Annotated in this window: 22 protein-coding genes; 3 read left to right on the top strand and 19 right to left on the bottom strand. The window is 36.9% G+C overall.

Annotated features, from left to right (window positions below):
• Positions 1-129: 129 nt before the first annotated feature.
• The 5 genes from ytpR to EW028_RS13910 all read right to left on the bottom strand — a co-directional run bounded on the left by ytpR (position 130) and on the right by EW028_RS13910 (position 3,906).
• On the bottom strand, positions 130-744 hold the full coding sequence (ytpR, locus tag EW028_RS13930) for a YtpR family tRNA-binding protein (RefSeq protein WP_131521307.1): 615 nt from the start codon (positions 742-744) through the stop codon (positions 130-132).
• Positions 745-746: 2 nt separating this feature from the next.
• Entirely contained in the window at positions 747-1,565 is an 819-nt protein-coding gene (locus EW028_RS13925; RefSeq protein ID WP_131521306.1) for a DUF1444 domain-containing protein, read from the bottom strand.
• Between the two features lie 70 nt (positions 1,566-1,635).
• On the bottom strand, positions 1,636-2,154 hold the full coding sequence (locus EW028_RS13920; protein ID WP_131521305.1) for a hypothetical protein: 519 nt from the start codon (positions 2,152-2,154) through the stop codon (positions 1,636-1,638).
• 94 nt (positions 2,155-2,248) lie between these two features.
• Positions 2,249-2,770, bottom strand: a complete 522-nt coding sequence (locus EW028_RS13915; protein ID WP_131521304.1) for a DUF84 family protein — start codon at positions 2,768-2,770, stop codon at positions 2,249-2,251.
• Positions 2,771-2,829: 59 nt separating this feature from the next.
• Positions 2,830-3,906, bottom strand: a complete 1,077-nt coding sequence (locus EW028_RS13910) for a M42 family metallopeptidase (RefSeq protein ID WP_004226091.1) — start codon at positions 3,904-3,906, stop codon at positions 2,830-2,832.
• Between the two features lie 165 nt (positions 3,907-4,071).
• Here EW028_RS13910 and EW028_RS13905 point away from each other — a divergent pair, with 165 nt between their 5' ends.
• Positions 4,072-4,386 carry a hypothetical protein gene (locus EW028_RS13905; protein ID WP_004226089.1) on the top strand — a complete coding sequence of 105 codons (315 nt, stop codon included), beginning with the start codon at positions 4,072-4,074 and terminating at the stop codon, positions 4,384-4,386.
• A gap of 217 nt (positions 4,387-4,603) precedes the next feature.
• On the opposite strand, the gene EW028_RS13900 is transcribed toward EW028_RS13905, so the two are convergent.
• From EW028_RS13900 to pepV, 10 genes are all read right to left on the bottom strand, one after another.
• Positions 4,604-5,830 (bottom strand): carboxylate--amine ligase, encoded by a 1,227-nt coding sequence (locus EW028_RS13900; protein ID WP_131521303.1) that lies wholly within the window; start codon positions 5,828-5,830, stop codon positions 4,604-4,606.
• A 127-nt stretch (positions 5,831-5,957) separates the two neighbouring features.
• Positions 5,958-6,821, bottom strand: coding sequence for a YtnP family quorum-quenching lactonase (locus EW028_RS13895; RefSeq protein WP_048393489.1), 864 nt, complete (start codon positions 6,819-6,821; stop codon positions 5,958-5,960).
• A gap of 11 nt (positions 6,822-6,832) precedes the next feature.
• On the bottom strand, positions 6,833-7,483 hold the full coding sequence (gene trmB / locus EW028_RS13890; RefSeq protein WP_016991781.1) for a tRNA (guanosine(46)-N7)-methyltransferase TrmB: 651 nt from the start codon (positions 7,481-7,483) through the stop codon (positions 6,833-6,835).
• A gap of 95 nt (positions 7,484-7,578) precedes the next feature.
• Positions 7,579-8,511 carry a diacylglycerol/lipid kinase family protein gene (locus EW028_RS13885; protein ID WP_131521302.1) on the bottom strand — a complete coding sequence of 311 codons (933 nt, stop codon included), beginning with the start codon at positions 8,509-8,511 and terminating at the stop codon, positions 7,579-7,581.
• 3 nt (positions 8,512-8,514) lie between these two features.
• Positions 8,515-9,519 carry a nuclease-related domain-containing protein gene (locus EW028_RS13880; protein ID WP_131521301.1) on the bottom strand — a complete coding sequence of 335 codons (1,005 nt, stop codon included), beginning with the start codon at positions 9,517-9,519 and terminating at the stop codon, positions 8,515-8,517.
• 320 nt (positions 9,520-9,839) lie between these two features.
• Positions 9,840-11,162 carry a GntP family permease gene (locus EW028_RS13875; RefSeq protein ID WP_131521300.1) on the bottom strand — a complete coding sequence of 441 codons (1,323 nt, stop codon included), beginning with the start codon at positions 11,160-11,162 and terminating at the stop codon, positions 9,840-9,842.
• A 58-nt stretch (positions 11,163-11,220) separates the two neighbouring features.
• On the bottom strand, positions 11,221-12,504 hold the full coding sequence (gene hisD, locus EW028_RS13870; RefSeq protein ID WP_131521299.1) for a histidinol dehydrogenase: 1,284 nt from the start codon (positions 12,502-12,504) through the stop codon (positions 11,221-11,223).
• A gap of 253 nt (positions 12,505-12,757) precedes the next feature.
• Entirely contained in the window at positions 12,758-13,744 is a 987-nt protein-coding gene (locus EW028_RS13865; protein WP_227744953.1) for a LacI family DNA-binding transcriptional regulator, read from the bottom strand.
• Positions 13,745-13,882: 138 nt separating this feature from the next.
• Positions 13,883-14,734, bottom strand: coding sequence for a D-amino-acid transaminase (gene dat / locus EW028_RS13860; protein ID WP_131521298.1), 852 nt, complete (start codon positions 14,732-14,734; stop codon positions 13,883-13,885).
• Between the two features lie 27 nt (positions 14,735-14,761).
• Complete coding sequence (gene pepV / locus EW028_RS13855) at positions 14,762-16,168, bottom strand: dipeptidase PepV (RefSeq protein WP_131521297.1); 1,407 nt, start codon at positions 16,166-16,168, stop codon at positions 14,762-14,764.
• A 357-nt stretch (positions 16,169-16,525) separates the two neighbouring features.
• Between pepV and EW028_RS13850 the strand changes: the two genes are divergently transcribed.
• Entirely contained in the window at positions 16,526-16,747 is a 222-nt protein-coding gene (locus EW028_RS13850) for a DeoR family transcriptional regulator (protein ID WP_004226074.1), read from the top strand.
• Between the two features lie 395 nt (positions 16,748-17,142).
• Positions 17,143-18,312, top strand: a complete 1,170-nt coding sequence (locus EW028_RS13845; protein ID WP_004226066.1) for an MDR family MFS transporter — start codon at positions 17,143-17,145, stop codon at positions 18,310-18,312.
• Between the two features lie 58 nt (positions 18,313-18,370).
• Here EW028_RS13845 and EW028_RS13840 read toward each other — a convergent pair whose 3' ends face one another.
• The 4 genes from EW028_RS13840 to asnB all read right to left on the bottom strand — a co-directional run bounded on the left by EW028_RS13840 (position 18,371) and on the right by asnB (position 24,505).
• Positions 18,371-19,888, bottom strand: coding sequence for a diguanylate cyclase domain-containing protein (locus EW028_RS13840; RefSeq protein ID WP_131521296.1), 1,518 nt, complete (start codon positions 19,886-19,888; stop codon positions 18,371-18,373).
• A 165-nt stretch (positions 19,889-20,053) separates the two neighbouring features.
• Positions 20,054-20,767, bottom strand: a complete 714-nt coding sequence (locus tag EW028_RS13835) for a pseudouridine synthase (RefSeq protein WP_131521295.1) — start codon at positions 20,765-20,767, stop codon at positions 20,054-20,056.
• Between the two features lie 10 nt (positions 20,768-20,777).
• A complete protein-coding gene (locus EW028_RS13830; RefSeq protein ID WP_081011001.1) occupies positions 20,778-22,391 on the bottom strand; it encodes a putative polysaccharide biosynthesis protein in 1,614 nt (537 codons plus the stop codon).
• A gap of 263 nt (positions 22,392-22,654) precedes the next feature.
• Complete coding sequence (gene asnB / locus EW028_RS13825) at positions 22,655-24,505, bottom strand: asparagine synthase (glutamine-hydrolyzing) (RefSeq protein ID WP_131521294.1); 1,851 nt, start codon at positions 24,503-24,505, stop codon at positions 22,655-22,657.
• Positions 24,506-24,737 lie beyond the last annotated feature (232 nt).

The following is a 24,737-nucleotide window of genomic DNA, read 5'->3' as shown; positions in this document are numbered from 1 at the left end:
ACAAAAAAATCGTTATGCTACTAGCATATTAGTAACATAACGATTTAGGGCATTTCACCTTGATACAAGGAATAATATCATGATAAAACATTTAAATTTTAATAATTTCTTTTTTTAATAGGGGGATTTTTATTTAGTTGGTGCTTCAAAAGCACTACCTACTATAGCATCCTCTGGTAATACTAAAATTCCTTTTTCAGATGGTGCATTAGGAATCGCTAATTCACGCGCTGAACAAAGCATGCCGTAAGACTCAACACCACGTAAATTCCCTTCTTTAATAAGCATTCCTGAAGGCATTACGGCACCAATTTTCGCAACAACTACCTTCTGTCCTGCTTCTACATTCGGAGCACCACATACAATTTGTAGTATCTCCTCTCCTACATTGACTGAACAGATACTCAATTTGTCAGCATTTGGATGCTTGTCCTTTGTTTCTACATAGCCAACCACAAATTTTGGTGAAAAATCTACATCAAGATTAATATTAGCTCCATTTTTTTCGATTGCCACTGCTAGCTGTGCTACTAATTCTGGAGTCACTTCTACTAATCCTTTTGCATCTGTTTGGATGTAACTGCTCGCATTAAATAAATTGAAGGCTTTAATTTCTCCCGTTTGAGCTTCCTTTAAAATAGCAATATCACCAGCACGCTCTACTTCTGTTTTCACAATGGCCTCTGTTGCTAGTTGAACTAGTAAGACATCTCCTACATGCTCTTTGTTGTAAAATACGTTCATTGTTATTCTTGCTCCTTTTTCACTCTGTTTTTTGCTAAGATAAAGATTGGTTCTAGTTCCCCATCTTCATAAATAAAAGATAATGACGTAATCGGTACAGTACCAACTGCAAAGAAATGCATCGTCATCTGTGCTAATACATCATACCCTGTTTCATTACGAATATCACCTATAATTAATACATCTTGATGAGGCACGGATAATGTCATATCGCCCTCTACTTGTGCCTGCATTTCTTTTAAAAAGCTCTCATTTAAAATACGGCTAGCATCATAGCCATCATTCACATTGACAAAATAAAAAATATTTCCTGCTACCTCATCTTTTTTATAGGCGGTTGGTAGTTGTTTCACCGAAAAGCGTGCCATTTCTCGAATTTGTTCTACGGTTAATTGTAAGGCTTCTAGCATAGATTCATCAATAAAGCGATACGTTTTACCTAAATCGAGTGCATAAAAAATGCGCGTTTCAGCTGTATGCTCAGTTGCAATAAAGGCATGCCCTTCTTTCGATGCCTGTGGATAAGAAGTGGCACGAATCACGGGATAAATCTGTGTAGTCGTTTGGAAACCCTGTTCTTTTTCTTGTACCATCGCATTAAAGGTTTGCTCAATTGTATATACAACTTCTTCAATCGCTGACTCTTGCTTCTCATTATATTTTGCTAAGATTCCAGGTAAAGAGAGCTCCATCCCTTTTTCAATCATCTTATGATTCAAGCGTAATTTATCGTACTTTTTATCAAAATGAAATTCATATTTCTCTTCAGTTAATTGCTTTTTTAATAGCTCGACTAGTTGTTCAGACTCTATTTGCTTCATCTTTTTCACATCCTAACTTCAAAATGAAACGGCTCACATGTTTGTGAACCGTTCTGTTCATACCTTCTATTTACTTCATCTTAACCGAATGAACGATTTTCGTCATCTCACGTAAATTATTTTCAATTTGTTTAGCCTTTGAAATGGTTGTCATCTTCACACCACCACTGCTAACAATGAGCTCCATTTCATTTTCTTCGTCTGTTTTTAGAACCGCTGTGAAGCCAAAACGACCATCCTTATCAAAAGTTGATTCCTCAATAATTTTGTCCGCTTCATTTTCTTTTAAAAGATTATAATAAAGTTTACTGTCTTGTGCTTCACGATCATTGATAAAAAGAATGTAGCTTTCTTTTCCTTTTGAAATCACAATATTATAAGCATCTGAACTGTCTTCAATTTTAAAGTTTGAAGGTAAGTATAATTTGATATCCCCAATTTCTACTGTATGTTCTTCTGGCTCTTCAGCAAAAACCTTCTCCGTTAATTGGAGCCCATTAGCAATTTGATCATCAATAGATTGATTGCAGCCAGAAAGGACAAGGAGTAAAAGCATTAGGCCAATTGCTCTTAGCCATGAAAACAACATGTCTCTCTTCCTTTCACTACTAACTTTTTTCTATTTTAAAAAAATTATTCATAAGATGCAACCTAACTATCCTCTTACCACTAATTCTTTTTAACTATTTTCGTGAAAATGTGAACAAATATTGACCAAGCAAAAGTGAGACAATATGCTCAAACATCATCTGCCTACTAACTAAACCTTGCGTAAAAATACCTACAGCACCAGCACCCTGACGAATATCTCGACGTTTTGTATATTGCTCCATAATCGGTCCAAGTTCTCCACCAGTTCGTATTTCCTGGGCAATTTCTTTTGGCAGTATAATTTGTGCGCCAGCCGCTGTAATCATTGTTCCGTCTGACACAGTTAATGCACCCCAGTTACAAACATACATTTCATCATCGATTTCAGTTACGCCACCTTCTAAACCAAATGATAATTCTGCATCCGTTAAAATCAAGGCGTTTTTAGCACGATTCATTGCTCCTAATCTCGTTTCTTCATTACTTATTGGTTGATCTGATACTTCAGAAGCAGCTTTGACATGAGTAAAGAGTGAGTCCTCAAAGTATTTTCGAACAATTACTTCAACTGCTTCTGTTTTGGCTTTATTAGTTGTGCCAATTGCTATCTTCATTTAATCCCCACTTTCTTTCCATAGAAAAAGATGCCTCTAAAAGGCATCTTCCTAGCTTCTTATACATTAGCGTGAATTGTCTCTAATGTCGAACGATCTGCTTTTTTCACTAATTCAACAATTAATGCTTTGGCAGCTGCATAATCATCAATGTGAATAATTGACGCTGATGTATGAATATAACGTGAGCATACACCAATAACTGCACTTGGAACGCCATCGTTTGCCGTATGCACTCGACCAGCATCTGTTCCTCCTTGGGAGACAAAGTACTGATAAGGGATATGATTGGATTCGGCTGTATCTAAAATAAATTCACGCATACCACGATGTGTTACCATTGTACGATCTAAAATACGAAGTAAAGTACCTTTGCCAAGCTGTCCAAATTGACTTTTTTCACCTGACATATCATTAGCAGGAGAAGCATCTAGTGCAAAGAATAAATCAGGCTTAATCATGTTTGCTGATACTTGTGCACCGCGCAAGCCAACTTCCTCCATTACGTTTGCACCTGAGTATAAATGTGAACCTAATTTTTCATGCTGTACTTCTTTCATTAATTCAATCGCTAGACCACAGCCATAGCGGTTATCCCAAGCTTTAGCCATAATTTTCTTCGGATTTGCCATTGGTGTGAATGGACAAATCGGTATAATGGATTGTCCAGGACGAACACCCATAGACATAGCATCTTCTTTATTATCAGCACCGACATCGATAAGCATATTTTTTATATCCATTGGCTTCGCTCGTTCTGCATCCGTTAATAAATGTGGTGGGATGGATGAAACGACACCAGGAATTGCCCCATTTTTCGTATATACTTCTACTCGCTGTGCAAGCATAACCTGGTTCCACCAGCCGCCTAATGTTTGAAAACGGATCATTCCATTATCTGTGATAGAAGTAACCATAAATGCTACCTCATCCATATGACCAGCAACTAATATTTTCGGTGCATCCGTAACATCACTGTGCTTAACACCAAAAATACCCCCTAAATTATCTTGAACGATTTCATCCGAGTACTTTTCTAATTCAGAACGCATGAACGCACGTACTGCGTGTTCATTACCCGGAGCGCCTGGTAATTCTGTTAATGTTTTAAATAATTGTAATGTTTCCTCATTCATGATGACTCTCTCCCCACGAAGTAGAATTTTCTTCCTTGCCTATTGTAACACAATTATTTCCGAATTCGAAATATTGATACATTTCCTAAATCCGCTTAATTGTGAACGTGCATTCACTCTATAGGCTATGCTAAAATAAAGGTATAGAAAAAGGAGGAAAAAAGTATGAAATTACGTGATTTTTTAATTGGTGTCGCAACTGGCTTAGCTGCCGCAGTCATTATTAAAGAAGCTAGTGAAAAAGTTTCTCCGTTCGTACCTGCAGGACAAGTACTTGAAAACATAAAAAGAGAATTTAAAAAGGATTCACCGATTGATGGTTCTTGGATTTTCATGAAAACTGAAGATTTCACAAATGGTATTATTACCATCCCAGTATATCGTGGGGGGATCTCGCGTATGCATGAAGGTGAGATGCAGACATTCGAATTTGCTGCTGATGCACGCTCTGGTGTTGTCGTGGAACTAACAGAAGTTTAATTATGTATATACGAGAGAAGCCATCTCATAAATTGGAGATGGCTTCTTATAATGTTGAAAAACAAAACATTTTTGCGAAAGGTGAAAAGAGATTTCCACTGCGCTGGCGGAACGGAAATCACCCCCTCACCTTGCTAAAAGGGCTTTGCTGCTTCTCATCATATCTAATTCAATAACATAAGAAGCCATCTCATAAAATGAAGATGGCTTCTCTATGTTATTCGGATAAACCTTTATTATTAAAGTACTTTTTATACTTTCGGTAATAATTTAAATTATTAAGTGTTAGTTTCACCCAACGCTTCGCATTCATATCCTCGTTAAAGTAAAGAGAATTTGTGTATTTACCCTCACTAATTAATTTTTTTGCTTCTAGTTTGAGCTTTTCATTCGATGCATATTTGAATAATACACCTTTAGGAATAATCATCCATAAATGCTTGTCCTGCACATATGTGACTTCTTGCTCGATATTTAACATATGGTCATCCGCAACATACTTCATTAAATTATGCCCACTTGCTGTTACATAATAGCTAGAACGCCCATTACGTAAATTGATTTCAAAAAGTTTATATTGCTTGTCTCGAATATCATATTTCATATCAAAATTCGCAAAACCTGTATAGCCAATGTCCTCTAGGAAGAAACGTACTTGATCCATTAATTCTTTATCATAGGTTGTCACGATGGCTGCATAACTTCCGATTCCTTCAGGAGAATGTTCTTCTAGAATAGGGTTACCTAGACACATCAGCTTCACTTTTCCATCCTTCCCTACATAGGCATTTAATACACGCATATAGGAATCGTCCCCAGGAATAAATTCTTGAATAATCATTGTATCCTGATAAGTAGAGCTATAAATAGCTTTTAATATAGCCGTTTTTTCCGCGTCATCATGTGCAACAAATACTTTTTTCTTCCCAGGGAATTTACAAGCCCAATATTCTACAGAGTTTGAAGCCTTTAAAATAATAGGGTAAGCAAATGGTGGTGTAAAGTTTTCATAGTTGTCAGCTGTCACCGTTGTTGTACCTGGATATTTAAAATTATATTGATCACACATTTTATAGAAATTTTCTTTCAATAAAATTTCATCCATCAACGATTCATCGATATAAGGTACGGTAAAATGCTCTTGTAATGCTGGCTTATTTTTGATGATCAGCTTGGCATAATCGTCCCCACATGCTAAAAGTAATAGTTTTTTATCAGCATATTTTTTTGCAACTTCTGCAAGGGCAGGTGCAAAAACATCTTGTTCATTTAAACGGTCTATTTCTTGAAAGTGTAGGATATGGCTATCTTGTGTTGCTGTTAGATGAGAACGTCCTAAGACAAGTGGTTTAATACCATATGCTTCATAAAACGCACGTGCCATACCATATGCATTCATATCTGATCCAAGTAAAACGGGTAAAAATGGTTGTTCAGTTGCCATGTTTATTTCAACTCTCTTTTGTATTTTAGTATCGTGTTAAGTGTATCATATTTTCTATCCTGTTCACGAACAAAAACGCGAGGTATTGACATTTTATATGCCAAATACCTCGCCTTTGCTTGCTCGATTAAAATGTAATAACAGCTTGTCTACTACGCTCTAGTTTATCCACAATCTCTTTGCCTGACTCATCCCATCGAATCATACGGTAATAAGCATCGTGATAGAAAATAAAGCCATAGTTATTTGCAAGGGCTTCCTTCATCAGTCGCTCTTTTGCAAATACACTTGTCATTGGATAATCGTCATAGGCTAATACCCATAATGGATTTTGATGAGCATGAGTCGGCATAATATCTGCCATATGCAATAACACTTCATCATTTTGTGTTAGCTTGATGACAGCATGTCCCTCACTATGACCACCAGTATGAAGCATTTCGATTCCAGGTACTACTTCCAATGACTCTTCGTAGGTTTCAACTAAATGCTGAACTGGCTCCCAATTTTCTTTCCAATACGTATTTTTAGAACGGATATTGGGGTTACGCATTTCATCCCATTCAATTTTCGTTACAAAAATCTTGGCATTTGGGAAAGTTGGTACAAGTACATCCCCTTCCCACTGCGTTAACCCCCCAGCGTGATCAAAATGTAAATGCGTCATTAACACTGCATCAATATCTGCTGTCGTTAATCCTAGCTCTTGTAAGCTATCAGCTAACGAAGATTCTTCTGTTACTCCAAAGTTTCGTAGCTGCTTTTCATTTAATTTGTTAAAGCCAACACCCGTATCAATAAGGTAGTTCTTGCCCCCAAATTGAATAAGAATAGGTTCTGTTGGTAATTCAATTTGGTTTTTTTCATTGACTGGATATTTGCGGGACCAAAGAGGCTTTGGTACAACACCAAACATCGCACCACCATCTAGGCACGTAACACCCCCGTTTAGCCATGATAATGACATATTGTGAAACTGTAACTGATCCATCCATATTCCCCCTACAATTTAGTGATAAATTGCGATTCTAAGCGATAAATCGGCTGCCCCTTCGCAGAAAACTTCTCTTCATATTCTGTCATCACATTATCCTCTGGCATATTTGCATGCAGGTCGAGAGATACATACTTTAATAACATCCCATATTCAGACATACTGATTAAAGAATACTCGAAAAGACCTCGGTTATCCGTTTTAAAATGGACTTCCCCATTATCCACTAAAATCGACTCATATAATTTCAAAAAATCCCCGTGCGTTAAACGTCTTTTTGCATGTCGTGTTTTTGGCCAAGGATCTGAGAAATTCAGGTATACACGTGATACATCGTTTTTGTCAAAGAATTTATATAAATCTGCGCCATTTACTTTTAGTAAACGTAAATTCGCTGGAGATTTTGCCTCTAACACTTTTTCTAGTGCACAAACAATCACACTATCGTAAAGTTCAATGCCAATATAATTGATTGTTGGATTTTGCAAAGCCATACCGGTTACAAATTGTCCTTTTCCAGACCCTACTTCAATATGAATAGGGTTGTCATTGCCGAAAACAGCCTGCCAATTTCCTTTAAAGTCTTCAGGATTTGGAATAATCACCTCTGGGTGATCTGTAATCATTTCCTCTGCCCAAGGCTTATTTCTTAATCTCAATGTTGTTCCTCATTTCTTTCTTGTGAAATTATTGATTTTTTTATAGTATAACGTATTCCCCTATAATTCGCATGATATTATTGCACAATGATATTTTAGGAATATTTAGCAATCACTTGCCATGCATTTTGCTGCACTGTGCAATGGATAGGTGTCTCTTGATCAACAACGCCGATATAATTACCATCTGTATGACCATCAACTTGATGTGTGCCTACGCTCATTTCAAAGTATTGTCCCTGTAAAAAAGTAATCTCCTTAAATTTTGTATGCTTTTCAAAAAAAACAGTGACAAAAATAAGTAATAATTTGATCCGCGATATACCATGTACAATCGTTATATCAACTTGACCATCATCCGCTTTTGCAGCTGGTGATATTTTCATACCTCCCCCAAAATAAGGCTGATTACTCATAGCGACAAACCATGCCTGTTTGAACTGCCACTCTTGTTCACCTGAACGTATCGTTACATCAAAACGCTCAAAGCGAAATAACCCTCTCATAACAGCGACAGCATAGGAGAGCTTTCCTAGTCCTATTTTATTGAGATAAAATTTTAGACGAGATGCATTAATTGATTTTGTCACATAGGCATCAAAGCCTATGCCCGCATTATTGACGAAAATTTCATTCCATCTATCGCCGAGCTGAATGACCCCTGCATCCATCTTTTCATTGGCCATAGTGGTTCTGGCATAATCCTCTATTTGCCTAGCATGATGAAAGGTTGGGAAAAAACGAGCAAAATCATTACCAGAGCCGGCTCGAACGACACCTATGATGACGAACTTATTATGTACTACACCGCTAACTACCTCATGGATAGTGCCATCACCACCAACAACGACAATTAACATGTGTTCTTGCTGTTGTTGTGCCCATCGTTTGGCTATTTCCTGTCCATGTCCTTCATATTCTGTAAAAGCCACTTGATAGGAGATCGTTAGTTGCTGTTGAAGCTGAAGCCAAACCTTCTTCCCTTTCCCATTTCCTGCTGCCTCATTGACAATAAATAGAACCTGCATCTATCAATCCTCTGTTGGTTGTGGTGCTTGTTGCCAAATGTCTCGATTAAAGGAGGTTGTTTGGACCGTATTTAAAATGGTTTGCGCAGCCCGTATTTGCATATGTTTCATAGGAGAGGAAACTTTTTTCAACTGCTCTATCCATTCGTGGTAATTTCGACGATCAACAAAGCGAACCCCAAATGGTGAACCAGGATAATCAAAATAACCATTCCGAGTTAGCACAACTTTACGGATTGGCATATCAATATTCTCTTGTTTAAATAATTGCGACAGCACCGATTCCATCCGCCCTAAATTAATTGTCGGGTTCAATACTTTAGCATCTCTTGTTCCAACCTTCTTCATCCAAAAGCGATCACTACTACCTACATAAACAGCTTGGTTTTCTGCTTCTAACACCTTAATGCAAATACATTCTGTCGGTGACATGAGCACGACATCAAGCTCAATTGGTGCTTTTCTTATTTGTAGAATCGGATAATAAAACAACAAATAGTTATCAGGTAACGTTTGCAATAACGTACGTAATAAAGAGTCACGCATGAACCGAGGATCCACATATGATTTTTCACGTAAAGTTGAACTCGCCCATTTCATTTGAAAATGAAAAAATTGATCGATAAACATTCGTTTCAGCTCATGGATGGATTGTGGTGCAAACACAATATTAGGTTCAAATGTGAGCGTTGTTTCTTCTTCTGGGATGGAATCTTCATCACTGACAAGCTCATTGGATATTTCTATTTCCTCAACATCCTCTGTAGCTTCCTTTTGGCGACTAGTAAACATTTTTTTCAAGAAAGCAAAACGTTCCTTTTCCTCAAAGGCTTCCGACTCGACCTCATTATCAACATGTTTCCATTCACTAATGTCCTCTCCCAATTCCCACTGACGCTTAATACGCTCCCACTGGCTTTTCTTCAAACGCACAAATTGAGTTGGGTATCTCGCTAAATCAATTTGATAGCGTGAAATATAATCTTGTATTTTTACTAATTGTGCCAATGTGTTATCACTCCTATCTTACGAGCATGCATAATTATATATATGTAAAACTTGTTATCCTTTCTATTTTACATGACACGTCATAAGATTACATCCATTTTTATCCCTATAAATGTTGTCATAATGCAACTGTTCGATAAGAGTTTATGAGAATAGTAGTAGAATCCCTGTTATAAATCTTAAGAATATGTATGATTGATTTTAGCTTTACGACATATAGAAAAATAGATCGATTATGTATCCTTTATGTTATCTGTAAATACAGGAACCCAACAAACAATTTTCAATTGCCTGTTGGGTTCTTGATTTCTTCTATTTCCTTATATACCTAAACCAAATGAGAATAAGATTACAGCTAATATAACCCCTATTGCCGGCACTATTACTGTCAATGCTCCAAATGCAGGGTACGCATCTTTATGTGTTTCTCCACAGATTGATCGAATGGTCGTTACAACATATCCACCTTGTGGAAGTGAATCAAGTGAGCCTGAAGCAATGGCAACAGTTCGATGTAATGCTTCAGGATTGACACCTAAATCCAAATAATGCGGAGCTAATAATGGTAATGCAATGGCTTGTCCACCAGAAGAAGAACCCGTTAAACCAGCAATTACTGCTACAGCAAGTGCACCACCTACTAATGGGCTTCCTGGAATATCAGTCATAAATGCCACAGCAGATTCAAAAGCAGGCGTTACTTTTACAACACCACCAAAGCCAACCACTGCAGCTGTATTAGCAATAGCTATAATCGCTCCCATTGCCCCTTCTCCAACTGCGCCGCCAAAATTTTGGAAGTATTTTCTGTTGATGAGATAGCTAGCTAATATACCGCCTGTTAACGCGATGATTAATGCTGACGTTCCTAATGAATTATGGAATGTAAAAGAAATAATCAATACTACTAATAGCGGCACTACACTTAAAATCGGGTTTGGTAAATCTGTTCGTGATGATGTAAATACATCCGTCTCTCTACTAACAAATCGTTCTCCATTCGCTAATGCTTTGTTGATCATCTTTTTTAGCCACCAATAACCAAACACAAGCATAAATATTGCAACGATAAAGCTAACTTCCCACCCTGCATATGGTGAGGTACCTAAAAATTCAATTGGAATCCAGTTTTGAATTTCAGGAGAACCCGCAGAAGTCATTGTAAACGTTGTTGAACCAAAGCCAAGGGCCGCGGGAATAAAACGTCTTGGTAAATTTGCCTGTTTAAATAGGCTAAGTGCCATTGGATAAACAGAGAAGGCTACAACAAACAAGCTTACGCCACCATAAGTTAAAACCGCACATGCAACCACAATAGCTAAAGCAGCTTGCTTCATTCCAATTTTATTGACAATCCATTGTGAAACACTATCTGCAGCTCCGCTATCCTCCATTACCTTACCGAATATAGCTCCAGTTAAGAACATTAAATACCAGGATGCAATAAAGCCTGTGAAGCCTGACATGTAATTTGTTAAAAAGTTTGCAGCATCTTTTTCTGCAAGCTGTGGGAAAAGCGGAAGTCCATTTAGTAATCCTACAAGCAACGCTGTTAAAGGTGCAGCAATGAGTAGGTTCATCCCCCTCATTGTTAAATATATTAATAATGCTAATCCGCCAAATAACCCAATCATACCTAACATAATCTTTCCCCCAATTCCCCATTTGTGCTTATATGATCTTCACTTACTTTCCGTCAGATTAATTATTCTTTTTGCCGTATCTTCTTACACGTAGAAGGGCTTGCTCTGCATGACCTGCAAAGTTTTCTAGTTGACAAAGGCGTGCAGCATATTCCCCAATGTAAGCACTTGCCTCTGGTGTTACCTTTTGATAAGTTACAGTCTTAATGAACTTACCAACCCATAATCCACCTGTATAACGAGCAGCACCCTTAGTTGGTAACGTATGATTTGTGCCAATGACCTTGTCACCATAAGCAACATTTGTCTCTGGGCCTAAGAATAAGCAACCATAGTTTGTCATATTGTCCAGGAAGTAATTTGGATCTTCCGTTAAAATTTCTACATGTTCAAAGGCAAGTCGATCTGCTTCGATTCTAGCTTCCTCGATAGAATCCACTAGCAGTATTTGGCCATAATCTTCCCAAGAAACGCGTGCAACATCTGCTGTTGGTAACGTTTGCAATTGACGTTCAATTTCTTTAACAGTTTCTTCTGCAAGTTTTTCAGATGTTGTAATAAGGGCACCAGGTGAAGTTGGTCCATGCTCGCCTTGTCCAAGAAGGTCTGTAGCGATCATTTCAGCATCTGCTGTATGGTCAGCAACCACTAAAGTTTCCGTTGGACCTGCAAACAAGTCAATTCCTACACGACCATATAATTGTCTTTTTGCTTCAGCAACGAAAGCATTCCCTGGTCCAACAATCATGTCTACAGATTCGATTGTTTCTGTACCTATTGCCATTGCTGCCATTGCTTGAATTCCGCCTAAAAGATAAATTTCATCAGCACCTGCTAATGACATTGCCGCAATTGTGGCATGTGGAATCTCCCCGTTAATAGGAGGTGTACATGCAATAACTCGTTTTACACCTGCTACTTTAGCTGTTAATACACTCATATGTGCCGATGCCACCATTGGATAGCGTCCACCTGGTATGTAACATCCAACACTGTTTACTGGAATATTCTTGTGACCTAAAATTACACCAGGAATATTTTCTACTTCCACATCGTGTAACGAAGCTAGTTGCGCCTCTGCAAATTCACGGATATTTTTTTGAGCAAATTTAATATCCTCAATCACATCATTAGGGACTTTAGATACAATGTCATTAATTTGTTCTTGCGTTAAGCGGAACGATTCTGGAGACCATTTATCGAATTTTTCCGATAGTTCACGTACCGCTTGATCTCCTCGTGCCTCTATATCCTTAATAGCTTCCGAAACAATGATAGAAACTTTTGAATCGTTTGCATTTACTTCTTCTTTTGACTTTCCAAATTTTAATACTTTAACCATAATTATTTCCCCTTTATGTTCATTTTTTATTTCTGCATACGTATGCAAAAATTATATAAGTAAGATTATTCTAAATATAAAAGGTTGTCAATAAAAAATTAATTTCGTTATTTTTATTATTTATTTCAAAACAACTTATGAAAAAAATGAAAGCATCATACTATTATTCTCATAAGATGCCATACAAATTACTGTATGTATCCTATTTTGATATAGCATGATGCTTATTTAATAATCATAATTTAATTTTGCACTATGTTGTTTTTCGTAAAATAAGTGAACCGTCAATTTCTAGATTTTTTGCTTCACCGGAGTATTCCTCAATTTCACTAAGCAAGTATTTGACAGTCTCTTCAACCATCTCTGTAATTGGTTGTTCCCATGTTGTGAGATTATATGTTGGCCAAGCTGCCATCTCAATATTATCAAAACCGATCACTTTCGTCTCATCTGGAATAGCAATTGCGTGCTCCTTTAATGCATCCACTACACCTAACGCCATGATATCATTTGCCACAAAAAACGCATGTGGTAATTGTTTTTTTTCTATAATTTGCTGGGTGGTATTGTACCCACCTTCATAAGTGTAGTCAGCATTATATTTTTTATAATTTACTTTATTCCCCTGCAAAATAGCACTAAATCCCGTTTCTCGTTCTCTACTTGTAGATGTATTTTCATTCCCTGAAATATAGATCATCTTGGTACAACCAATACTTAAAAGATATTCAGCAATTTGCTTACTTGCTTCAAGATTGTTACAACATACGGAATAAAATTTATTATTATCTATTTTTCGATTAAACAGTACTAATGGTATACGATAATTAATAAAATCTTCTGTAACTGACAAAGAAAGTGATGCATCCGTAATAACTACACCAGCCACATTATAATTCAATAATGTCTCGATATCTTCCTTTTGGATTTCATCATTATTGGTATAAACGAATAGTACACTGTAACCATGTTTTTTAAAAGAAGTGGTAAATTGCTTTAATACTTGTGGGTAGAATGGGTTTTGAACGCCCTTCATTACCAATCCAATTATTTTTGTTTGGTTAGTAATCAAACTTCGTGCAAATTCATTCGGGCGATAGCCCAGCTCCTTAGCTGCAGCTAAAACCTTTTCTCTTGTTTTCGCAGATACCGACGCACCTTCAAAATAAACTCTTGATACTGAAGATTGTGAAACACCAGCCAATTTTGCTACATCCTTGGCAGTAATTCCTTGTTTCATGATGTACATAACCTCTTTCGATCCATATTTCATCTCAACAAATTTGTTGTATGAACTGAAAACTTCTTTTTCTCTATAAAAAAACTACCTTAGAACTTGTCTGAAAGCAAGTCCTAGGTAGTCTTTTAGTTCGTTTACTTAGGCATCCACAGAAAGTGGTAATTTCGCCTCAAAAGCTTGTTGTAATTGACGCGTCCATCCACCTGGAACACCTGCACCAATTTGGTTTCCATCAACATCAATAACAGGCGTCACCTCAGAAGATACAGACGATACAATGATTTCATCCATCGTTAATAAATCAGCTTTTGTCATTGGCTCTTCCACAACAGGTAACTTTATTTCCTCTGCACATTTTAAAATGACCTGACGAGTAATACCGTTTAAAATGAAGTTATTTGCTGGGTGTGTATAAAGCTTACCGTCTTTAATCCCATAAACATTTGCTGATGAACATTCTGTTACGATATCCCCGCGATGTAAAATTGCTTCGTAGCAGCCCTTTTCAGCTGCCTCTTGTTTTGCTAATACTGCACCAAGTAAATTTAACGATTTGATATCACAGCGCAACCAACGAATATCCTCTACAAACGTAGCCTTAACCCCTTTTTCAAAGTTTTCATATGCACGTTCACCAGCTTTCACATTACCCGTTAATACAGCTGGAACACTTGCATCTGGGAAAACGTGATTACGTGAATTGGCACCACGTGTAATTTGGAAATAAACATGCCCTGTATCAAGATTATTTTTTTCAATCAGCTCATGTAATAATTTGTGTAAAACGTCTTTTGTATAAGGAATAACAAGACGAATTTTTTCGGCGCTTGCATAGAAACGATCAATATGCTCTTGTGCTGTAAACATATTTCCGTTATAAACTTTGATTACTTCATAAATACCGTCACCAAATTGATAGCCTCTATCTTCTGGTGATACTACAATGGATCCTTCTTCAACAATTTGATCATTCCATAATGAATATGCCATGCTTTGTTCATCCTTTTCGTCTTTGAGTTATTTTTTTCCTGCAAGTTCAACAATTGCTTCAGCATAAATTGCCGCTGCTTTTACAAGGTTTTCAACGACAACAAACTCATCCGCTCGATGCGCTACATCTGGCTCCCCTGGGAAGAGCATGCCAAATGCCACGCCTTTTTTCATCACACGTGCATACGTCCCACCACCAGTTGATAATAAAGGTGTTTCTGTATCTCCTGTTTGACGTCTATAGATAGCTGCTAATGTCTGGATGAATGGATCATCTTCGCTGACATAATGTGGCTTGGAGTCGTCTTGTATGTCTAGAGAAAACCCTTTTTCTACCGTTAAGCGTTGTGCTGCTGTTATTTTTTCATCGAATGGATAGGAAACTGAATAGCGCATACTAATTACTAAACTGCCGCCTTTATGGACATTATAGCTTACGATCCCTGGATTTAATGTTGTTTGTCCTGACATTGTATCCTCAAACTGCAGATCGAGCTGACTACCATAATGATCCTGATAAAAAACATCTGCAATAAAGTCGACAAATTGTTTACTTGCTTCTGTCGTCAACTCTTGTTGTAAAAATGCTGCAAGATAAACAGCTGCATTGATACCTTTATCTGGTTCCATTGCATGGGCTGCTTTACCTTTGATAGTTATTATATAGCGAGAGTCCTCCATTAATAAAGAGCCTTCTAGCTGATTTTTACTTAAAAATGTTTGAAAATTCTGTTCGAATGATACTGTTACGTGCTGAATCGTCGCTTTTGCAAAATCAGGTACCATATTTGGGCGCTTTCCTGCATTAAATAGTAGTAGTTGTTCTTTCGTTGCATCACCCACTTTATTTTGAGAGAACACAAGCTCTGCAATGCCCTTTTCTGCATTGATGAGCGGGAAATCCGCATCTGGTGCAAAACCAATTGTCGGCATTTCCTCCTGTTTAAAATAGTGGTCGACACAGCGGAATCCTGTTTCTTCGTCTGTACCAATAATCATTCGTACTCTTTTTTCTAACGGAATACCTGCATCTTTCACAAGCTTCATGGCCATCCATGCCGCAATCGTAGGCCCTTTATCGTCAATCGCACCACGTGCAAATAATTTACCATCAGCTACTGTGCCGCTGAAAGGAGGGTAAGTCCAATCTGCTTCTTCTCCAATTGGGACAACATCAACATGACATAAAATACCAAGTAAATCTTCACCAGTTCCCATTTCAATATGTCCAGCATAATTATTAACATTTTTCGTGAGCAGGCCTTCATTTTGACCTTTTGCTAGTAACCATTCAAGCGCTTGAAGTGGACCATCTCCAAAAGGTACTTCAGTAGTTATTGTATCCTCATCGAGCACACTATTTATTTGCACAAGCTCCTGTAACTCTTGTATTAATTCGTCTTGCCTTTCTTTTGCAGCTTGTAACCAATCCATACCATGTACCTCCTTCAAAGTATTAACATTATTCTACACCTTACAACATATATGACAATCAGCTTTCTGACAACTATTTTCAGTAACTTCTACTGTCACTACCATATATAGCACGTTTTTCACGTATTCCCACAAAATACAGTATAAATTTTATATATTAATTGTAAATTTCTCTTGCATTCACTAGAAAATTAAGTAGTTTTTCTATATAATAAAGTTATCAGAATAATTGTTCTGACTATAAAATTAGAAAAGGGGATGTCTAAGGCAGCTACTTATTAGCCTAAGTGCACTCCGCACATATTGTCGTCCGCTAGTCTTTGCCAAGAGAATTAAGATGAAGGAGTGGTTCATTTAATGAAACCAACTACTGATCGAATGCTTAATCGTATTAAAGACGTGTACATGTTTATTTTAGACAAAGGAACCGTGTCTACACAGGATTTAGTCGAAGAGTTTAGTATCACTCCTCGCACCGTTCAAAGAGATTTGAACGTGTTAGCCTTTAACGATTTGGTGACGAGTCCAAGTCGAGGCAGATGGACAACGACGAAGAAAAAAGTAAAATTAACGTCTTAGTTTTACGTTTTGTACGTAAAGCATTATGTATGGAAAAAGAATGACCTTTCGTCGGGGTCATTCTTTTTTGTCGTTAGAAGATTATTAGATTTTTCACCCAGTTTGCTGACTGACTTTTCCAGCTTGCTTTCTGTGTAAAGTCATTATTATCATCACTTTTTCAATCTTCGATCTATGTAAAGCGATGATTTTTATCTCACTTCTATTCATCTATATAAAGCAATTATTTATATTGCTCCTTTACCCTTCAATCTGCGCTTCACATCTTAGCATAGCAACATAAATCCACGCGCCATTATCTGCTCTGTGCTCTTTCAAGATTATTTTAACTATTTACAGTTGCTTAACAATCCGTTAAACTCGAAACATTCTAAATGTTGAGAGGAGGATTTTATATGACTTTGTCAAAGCTGTTTCATCCATTAGTTTGGATTATTTTAGGTGGAACAATTTTCACACGTATTGCAAGCTTTATGGCAATGCCTTTTTTAGCTATTTATTTACATAATGAAATTCAAGCCTCTCCCTTACAAATTGGATTGACCATTGGTATCGCGCCGCTCATTTCCACAGTAGGTGGATTTTTCGGGGGTTATTTAACAGATCGCTTTGGTAGAAAAAGCGTTATTCTATTAACAATTATCGTTTGGAGTCTTGTGTTCTTTGGCTTCGCAACGGTTCATGCTGTTTGGCTTTTTATTCTATTCAATGCTTTGAATGGTCTTTGTCGATCATTTTTTGAACCTTCCACACAGGCATTGATGATTGACTTTACACCTGCCGATAAGCGAAAAAGACTATTTTCCTTACGTTATACGGCCATTAATATTGCGGCGGTTATTGGTCCTATTATTGGCGTGTATATCTCACAGCTCTCCAGTCCCAGTATCCCTTTTATGCTGACAGGGATGATGTATATTATTTACGCAGTCTTTTTATTTTTTGTCTTAAATCGCTATCAAATGCAGCAACCCAAAGCGGTTACACAAACAAAAATACTCAGTACATTCACAATTCTTTTGACAAATCGTGTGCTACTTAGCTTCATATTGGGAGCCATTTTAATCAATATTGGTTACTCGCAATTTGACTCAACGCTACCACAAATTATCGAATTAAAGATTGATGAAGGCGCAAAACTTTATTCGTTATTAATCTCTCTTAATGCAGCAGTGGTGTTATTACTACAATTACCTATTAGTATAGTATCAGAGCGTTTTTCATCTACAGCAACATTATTAGTAGGTGTACTGTTCTTTGCTATTGGATTATGTATGTTTGGATTCTCCAATAATTATACACTCTATATCATTGCCATGATTATTTTTACCATAGGTGAAATCTTTGCCTTCCCTACAATGAATGTCATGATTGATGAAATTGCGCCAGATACTCAAAAGGCAACCTATTTAGGTGCTGCACAATTTAAAAATTTAGGTGGCTTTATTGGCCCAATAATAGGCGGTTGGCTCTTGACGCATTATATGAACGCTATGTTTCCAGTCATCGCTGTTCTTGTTTTATGTAGTTGTATCTTTTATAGAACAAAAATAGCTGCTCATTAATAAACGCCCCATTGCTATCAAAATAGCTAATTATGCTATCGATAGAATGGGGCGTTTTTTAACTATTATAACCCTCGTCAGCAGCGACCTCTGCAAAACTAGAATATTGATCCTTACCAGCATTTTTGGATTGATAAAGCGCTTTATCGGCCCGTTCAAATAAGCTCATTTCTGTATCCTCAGCATGGTTATAAATGGCTCCGCCCATACTCACAGACAACACAGACCATTTCTCGCTAGCATGGCCATCATATCTAACTGACCTTATTTGAGTCAAAATGGCCTCTGCCATGTGTTGCATCTGTTCCTCTGTTGTATCGTATAAAACAATGGCAAATTCATCCCCACCGAAGCGTACGACAAAGCCACTTTGTTTCACAACATGCTTTAAAATCTTTGCTGTTTGAATGAGGATATGATCTCCTTCTACATGACCAAATTGATCGTTTACTTGTTTAAAGTTATCTAAATCAATTAACAATAAACCTGGCACATTCAATTTTCTTTTTCTTAATAAATTATCAATTTTCCTAATATATGTAGCACGGTTATAGACACCAGTTAACGGATCGAAGGTAGCTAGGTGTATTGTTTTAGATAAAATTTTATTAATAACTAACAGCATAATAAAGGATGTTAGTAGGGCGATAAACAGTAGAATCCAAAATTGTTTCGTATTTTTTTGGAGAGCTTCCATTTTAGTGAAATTGATAAATTTCACATAGACAATTCTTTTGGATGACTCCCCTCTGACTGTCTCTGCTTCATAGGGCAGAAAACGATGTGTTTCTATATAACCATTGTCTAATGCCTTTTCATACTCAACTGGCTCCATTGTTTTCTTTGCTAGCTCGAAGTATTCTTGAAATTTCTTAGATTGCTCCTGTACAGTGATTTTCTTTGATCTCGAATCATTAAAGAAAACGCCACCTGCATTAATGGCTTGCACATCCACTAAATCAATATACTTACCAATTAAGTACTGTGCAGTTTTCTCAAAATTAAAGGTTTGGAAGACAGGATCATTTAGTAGGTCTATACCTAACTCAAACAAATATTTCTTATCATGTGTTGCTAGATAGCCAAATTTTCGATATTCGCCTGTTGATGTTGAAATATCAATTCCATCTGTAAAAAATTCGCCGCTAGCGCGCCTTTCATCCAATAAAGTAGAAAAACGTTGACAGCAAAGCGAGAAATCCAAGCCAATATCTTTGGCAAAAGTCGTGTAAACCACTGTATTGGATTGATCCACTATGTAAATATCCATGCCATGCTTCTTTTTCATTTGCTGCAAATCCCAAGTAGCTACATTAGGGTTTTCATGGTAATAGTTTTTTAACTGTCTAAGCTCCTGTTCCATTTTGTCTGACATATTATTATCAAAATAAAAATGGGCGTTATCAACAGTTTGCATATCTGTCAAAATATGATTTTCAATTAATATTTTATTCATGCTCACTTGTTTCTCTATCTCTGTTACCAGTATTTGCCGGTTCACATATGAAATAACAGCAACAAGTATGACTGCAAATGCTATTAAAGATAGTAATAATTTAATACGCAGGTTCTTCATTTAATTGTCCTCTACTTATTTATACCATCGTCTTTTGGGGAACATTTCAAATATGATACATTCTATGACTATATCACAATAACTCATTTCATATTATACAGTTACAGTCATATTACTGTATATTAAAATCCCCGATGCTATGTGAGACATCGGGGAATAATATGTTTAATGATTGTTTTGTAAACCGTTTAGCTCTTCAGTAGTGAGTTCACGATATTCACCTAACGCTAGATTTTCATCTAATATCAGGCTTCCCATAGAAATACGCTTTAAATATGTTACACGTTTTCCTACAGCCTCAAACATTCGCTTTACCTGATGAAATTTGCCTTCTTGAATCGTTAGCTCTATTTCAGATTGCTGTGCAGACTTTAAGATCACAAGCTTTCCAGGCTTTGTAACATAGCCATCATCTAGCTCAACACCATTTGCAAATTTCTCGGCATCTTCTTCTGTCACAACGCCTTCAATCTGTGCGTAATAAACTTTCGGCACATGCTTTTTGGGAGACAATAAATTATGAGCTAATTGACCATCGTTTGTTAATAAGAGCAACCCTTCTGTGTCTTTATCTAATCGACCCACAGGAAACGGTTGAAAATGCTGATGTAATGGCTCTAATAAATCAATGACTGTTTCATCTCTTAAATCTTCAGTGGCAGAAATAACACCAGGTGGTTTATTCATTATAAAATAAACAAATTCTGTATAAACAACGCGCTCTCCAAACACTGATACAATTTGCTTTTCTGGATCTACGTGTAAAGCTGCGTCCTTGACATAAGCACCGTCTACTGTGACTGCTTTTTGCTTTAATAGCTGCTTCACTTCCTTACGAGAGCCGTACCCCATATTTGCTAGTAATTTATCTAAACGCATCGTTCCACTCCTATTTCAATCCCAGTTTACTCATAATACGGGTTAATCGTTCACCTAATAGCTTTTGGGCTAAACCTAGGCGTAATGATAAAAAGCCATAAACAGCCGCACCAACACCCGCACAAATAATTGAGAATAATAAAGCTGAGAATTTACTATCAACTGGTCCCATTAGTAATTCCAATAATTTATGCACAATCAGCACGCTAATGGCCATCGCCATTGTCAATAAAGCAATTAGCATGACACGACGCACAACCATTTCTGATCGATAATTCAATGTTTTTCGTAACACAAGCATATTAATGATAATCGAAACACTATAGCCAATAGCTGTAGCTACTATAGCACCATCTGCCTCTAACCAGCGAATTAAAGGAATATTTAATGCTAGTTTTACGAAAATTCCAGATAATAAGCTGAAAACAATCCACTTTTGAAAATCAATGCCTTGAAGTAAGGCTGCTGTGACTTGGAATAACGCAAATAAAATCGCAACAGGTGCATAATGCGCTAAAATGGTTGCCCCCATTTCGCTTTCTGAATAAAGCATAAAATAAATTTCATTGGCTAATAGAGAAATACCAACCACAGCTGGCAATGTAATAAAGATTAAAATTTGATAGGTTTTATCCATTGCATGGCGGAGGGCTAAATACTCCCCCTGTGTAAAATACTTTGTAATTGTTGGTACAAGCGCCATCGAAAATCCAGTCGCTAGCATAACAGGGATGATAACAACTTTATGTGTCATAAAGTTAATCATTGATAAATAAGTATCTGTTACTTCTGCTAAACCAATGGACGTCATTGCTCCATTAAACGTAAGCATGTCGACTAATTGGAATAACGGATTTGCCACCCCTACAAACACCATTGGGATGGAATAGGTAATCACTTCTTTATAAATATTGGACATTGGTAGCTGTGTGGAAGTCACACTTTGGCTACGTAATAAGTTAAATTCAGGCTGATATTTTTTCCAGTAATAATAAAGAACACCTAATCCACCGATTGCCCCGATAAATGCAGCAAACACAGCAAAGGAGATGGCTGTCTCTGGTTTTCCTTTAAACACAATCACCACTAGGAACGACCCACCAAGTAACACAACAATCCGCACAATTTGTTCTACCAATTGTGAAACGGCAGTAGGCTCCATTTTGTCGTAGCCTTGGAAGAAGCCACGCCATAGACTCATAAATGGTACTACGATTAAGGCAAAACTAACCCATCGTATTACTGAAGCAATTTGTTCAACTGTAAAGACCTGTTCCTCACTCTTAATAACTAGCCCTGCAATTGGCGTAGCAAGTAAAAAGAGGGCAATAAATGCTGCAAAGCCAGTCATCATCATAATAAGAATGCCCGATTTCATCAGCTTGCGACCAGATTGATAATCTCCCATGGCATTATATTTGGATACAAATTTAGAGACGGCTATTGGCGCACCTGAAATGGCGATTGCCAGCATAATTGAATAGGGAATATATGCATATTGGTAAAGCGCAATGTTCTTCTCGCCAACAATTGCATAAAACGGAAAAATATAAATTAATCCGAGTACCTTCGATAAAAACATCCCCATTGTTAATATCGCAGTACCTTTCATTAAATTGGACATCATACCCATCCATTCATTGTAAAATAAATATTATTATCGTAACACTTCAAAGGATACTTATAAAACTTTTTCGTTTTAAAACAAACGATATGCAAGCGCTGTCACCCTAAGAGCAATAAAGTAAACCAACTGTAATCTTAACATATTTATAGGAAATGAGACGCATAAAAACACCAAAAAGTTCATTCATAAAGAAACTTGATGAAAAAAGGCCTTAAAATAATCGGTGAGGAATTGAACATCCCCACCGATTTAGGTATTTCTTATACCATGTCCACAAAGAACTTTTTATACCATACTAGGAATACATAAACTGTCCAAATATAACGACCGCGATTTGCTTTCCCTTCGTAGTGCTCATCTAGATAGCCAACTAATTGTTTTGTATCAAAAAATTCATTTGCAAAGTCAGTTGTAAACATTTCTTTTACCATACTGTAATACTTTTCTTCACGTAACCAGTGACGAATTGGCACTGGGAATCCAAGCTTCGGACGCTTTGCCCATTCTTCTGGCAATTCCTGATGCGCAGCTTGACGTAGAACATATTTTGTATCGATATCATTCACACGGTATCGTGATGGAATATTTTTCGCTAACTCCATTACTTCTTTATCTAAAAATGGTACACGTAATTCAATTGAGTGTGCCATACTCATTTTATCTGCCTTTAATAAAATATCACCAGGCATCCAAAGATTTAGATCTAGATACTGCATTTTTGTCACATCATCATCGCCAGGTACTTCATCATAAATACGTTTTGTAATCGATTTTACAGATGGCGCATTTTTATAAGCTGGCTTTAAAACATTAATAGCATCCACTTCATCCCAAACTACCGCTTCCCCAATAAAGCGCTCTTCTACTGTTTGAGCACCTTTGATAAGGAAATTCGTGTATTGATTTTTCGGTAGGGCTTCTGCCATTCCACGTAATGTTTTACGAAGACCTAATGGTAATTTTTCATATTTTTGCATTCTTCCAGAGTTTTGATACCAAGCATACCCACCAAAAATTTCATCAGCACCTTCACCTGATAGGACAACCGTTACATCTTTTGAAGCAAGCTCCGAAAGGAAGTAAAGTGGCACTGAGGATGGATTGGATTGTGGTTCATCCATATGCCATTGAATTTTAGGTAGCGCTTCAAAGCACTCATCTGCGGTAATGTATCTACGTTCATTTTGAATATTCAACGTATCTGATAAATCTTTTGCAAGATTTGTCTCATTGAACATATCTTCATAGTCCGCAAACCCGACTGAGAAGGATTTATCTGGGCGTAATAAAGACGTAATATAACTAGAGTCAATACCACCCGATAAGAATGAACCTACTTTTACATCACTGATTTGATGGGCCTCTACAGATTCTTTAACAGTTGAACGAATTTCTTCAATATATTTTTCGATTGGTGCTTCTTTTGCATGGAATTTTTTATCCCAATATTGCACGATTTGCTTTTGTCCATTTTGAATCAGCATATAGTGTGCTGGTGGTAATTTAAAGACACCTTTAAAGAATGTTTCATCCATAGATGAATACTGGAATGTTAAATATGGGCGAAGTGCCTGTTTATTTAACTCTTTAATAAATGATGGGTGTGGTAAAAACGATTTAATCTCAGAGCCAAAGATAAACGTACCGTCTGTTGTATGCTCAGAATAATACAATGGTTTGATCCCAAAGCCATCGCGCGCAATGAATTGTAAATCATTCTTTTTATCCCAAATACAGAAGGCGAACATCCCACGCAGTTTCTTCACAAAATCTACGCCATATTCTACATAGCCATAAATAATGACTTCACTATCCGACTGCGTTTTAAACGTATGACCTTTTTCAATAAGATCTGCACGCAGCTCTTGGAAGTTAAAAATTTCTCCATTAAATACAAGCACAATATTACCATCTGCACTATATAATGGTTGATTTGCTACGTCTGATAAGTCAATAATACTTAATCGACGGAAACCTAACGTTACTTTATCGTCACTATGAATACCACCGCTATCTGGTCCACGGTGAATAATTGTATTCATCATATTTTCTATCGTCTGATGATGATCAATCACATTTGTTCCATTAATATAACCTATAAATCCGCACATTCTATTTTTCACCTCATAATTTAGTGCATAACCTTTACCATAATAGCACGAAAAGACATTCATTTCATGCTGACAATGCTAATAAAGGAAAACTTTCATTCATCCAATTGTATAACAAAGAATATTGTGTTTCATTCTACTGTATAAGCTCTTCATCCCAAAAGAAGAGATAAAGAATTATAAAACACTTTTCTATTATTTTCAATGTCAAAGAAAGTCCCTCTCTATATAG

Origin of the sequence: Lysinibacillus sp. OL1 (assembly GCF_004332175.1) — a bacterium.
GTDB lineage: Bacteria > Bacillota > Bacilli > Bacillales_A > Planococcaceae > Lysinibacillus > Lysinibacillus capsici.
The sequence above is the reverse complement of the archived record's forward strand: the minus strand, read 5'-3'. Positions and strand labels throughout refer to the sequence as shown.

Coding starts and splice junctions, on each gene's coding strand:
- EW028_RS13850 (WP_004226074.1), top strand. CDS start 16,526: ATGAAACCAACTACTGATCGAATGCTTAATCGTATTAAAGACGTGTAC.
- pepV (WP_131521297.1), bottom strand. CDS start 16,168: ATGGATTGGTTACAAGCTGCAAAAGAAAGGCAAGACGAATTAATACAA.
- EW028_RS13865 (WP_227744953.1), bottom strand. CDS start 13,744: ATGAAACAAGGAATTACTGCCAAGGATGTAGCAAAATTGGCTGGTGTT.
- EW028_RS13910 (WP_004226091.1), bottom strand. CDS start 3,906: ATGAATGAGGAAACATTACAATTATTTAAAACATTAACAGAATTACCA.
- EW028_RS13900 (WP_131521303.1), bottom strand. CDS start 5,830: ATGGCAACTGAACAACCATTTTTACCCGTTTTACTTGGATCAGATATG.
- dat (WP_131521298.1), bottom strand. CDS start 14,734: ATGGCATATTCATTATGGAATGATCAAATTGTTGAAGAAGGATCCATT.
- EW028_RS13875 (WP_131521300.1), bottom strand. CDS start 11,162: ATGTTAGGTATGATTGGGTTATTTGGCGGATTAGCATTATTAATATAT.
- EW028_RS13845 (WP_004226066.1), top strand. CDS start 17,143: ATGACTTTGTCAAAGCTGTTTCATCCATTAGTTTGGATTATTTTAGGT.
- EW028_RS13895 (WP_048393489.1), bottom strand. CDS start 6,821: ATGGATCAGTTACAGTTTCACAATATGTCATTATCATGGCTAAACGGG.
- EW028_RS13925 (WP_131521306.1), bottom strand. CDS start 1,565: ATGAAGCAAATAGAGTCTGAACAACTAGTCGAGCTATTAAAAAAGCAA.
- ytpR (WP_131521307.1), bottom strand. CDS start 744: ATGAACGTATTTTACAACAAAGAGCATGTAGGAGATGTCTTACTAGTT.
- EW028_RS13840 (WP_131521296.1), bottom strand. CDS start 19,888: ATGAAGAACCTGCGTATTAAATTATTACTATCTTTAATAGCATTTGCA.
- hisD (WP_131521299.1), bottom strand. CDS start 12,504: ATGGTTAAAGTATTAAAATTTGGAAAGTCAAAAGAAGAAGTAAATGCA.
- EW028_RS13905 (WP_004226089.1), top strand. CDS start 4,072: ATGAAATTACGTGATTTTTTAATTGGTGTCGCAACTGGCTTAGCTGCC.
- EW028_RS13885 (WP_131521302.1), bottom strand. CDS start 8,511: ATGCAGGTTCTATTTATTGTCAATGAGGCAGCAGGAAATGGGAAAGGG.
- EW028_RS13835 (WP_131521295.1), bottom strand. CDS start 20,767: ATGCGTTTAGATAAATTACTAGCAAATATGGGGTACGGCTCTCGTAAG.
- EW028_RS13830 (WP_081011001.1), bottom strand. CDS start 22,391: ATGTCCAATTTAATGAAAGGTACTGCGATATTAACAATGGGGATGTTT.
- asnB (WP_131521294.1), bottom strand. CDS start 24,505: ATGTGCGGATTTATAGGTTATATTAATGGAACAAATGTGATTGATCAT.
- EW028_RS13920 (WP_131521305.1), bottom strand. CDS start 2,154: ATGTTGTTTTCATGGCTAAGAGCAATTGGCCTAATGCTTTTACTCCTT.
- EW028_RS13915 (WP_131521304.1), bottom strand. CDS start 2,770: ATGAAGATAGCAATTGGCACAACTAATAAAGCCAAAACAGAAGCAGTT.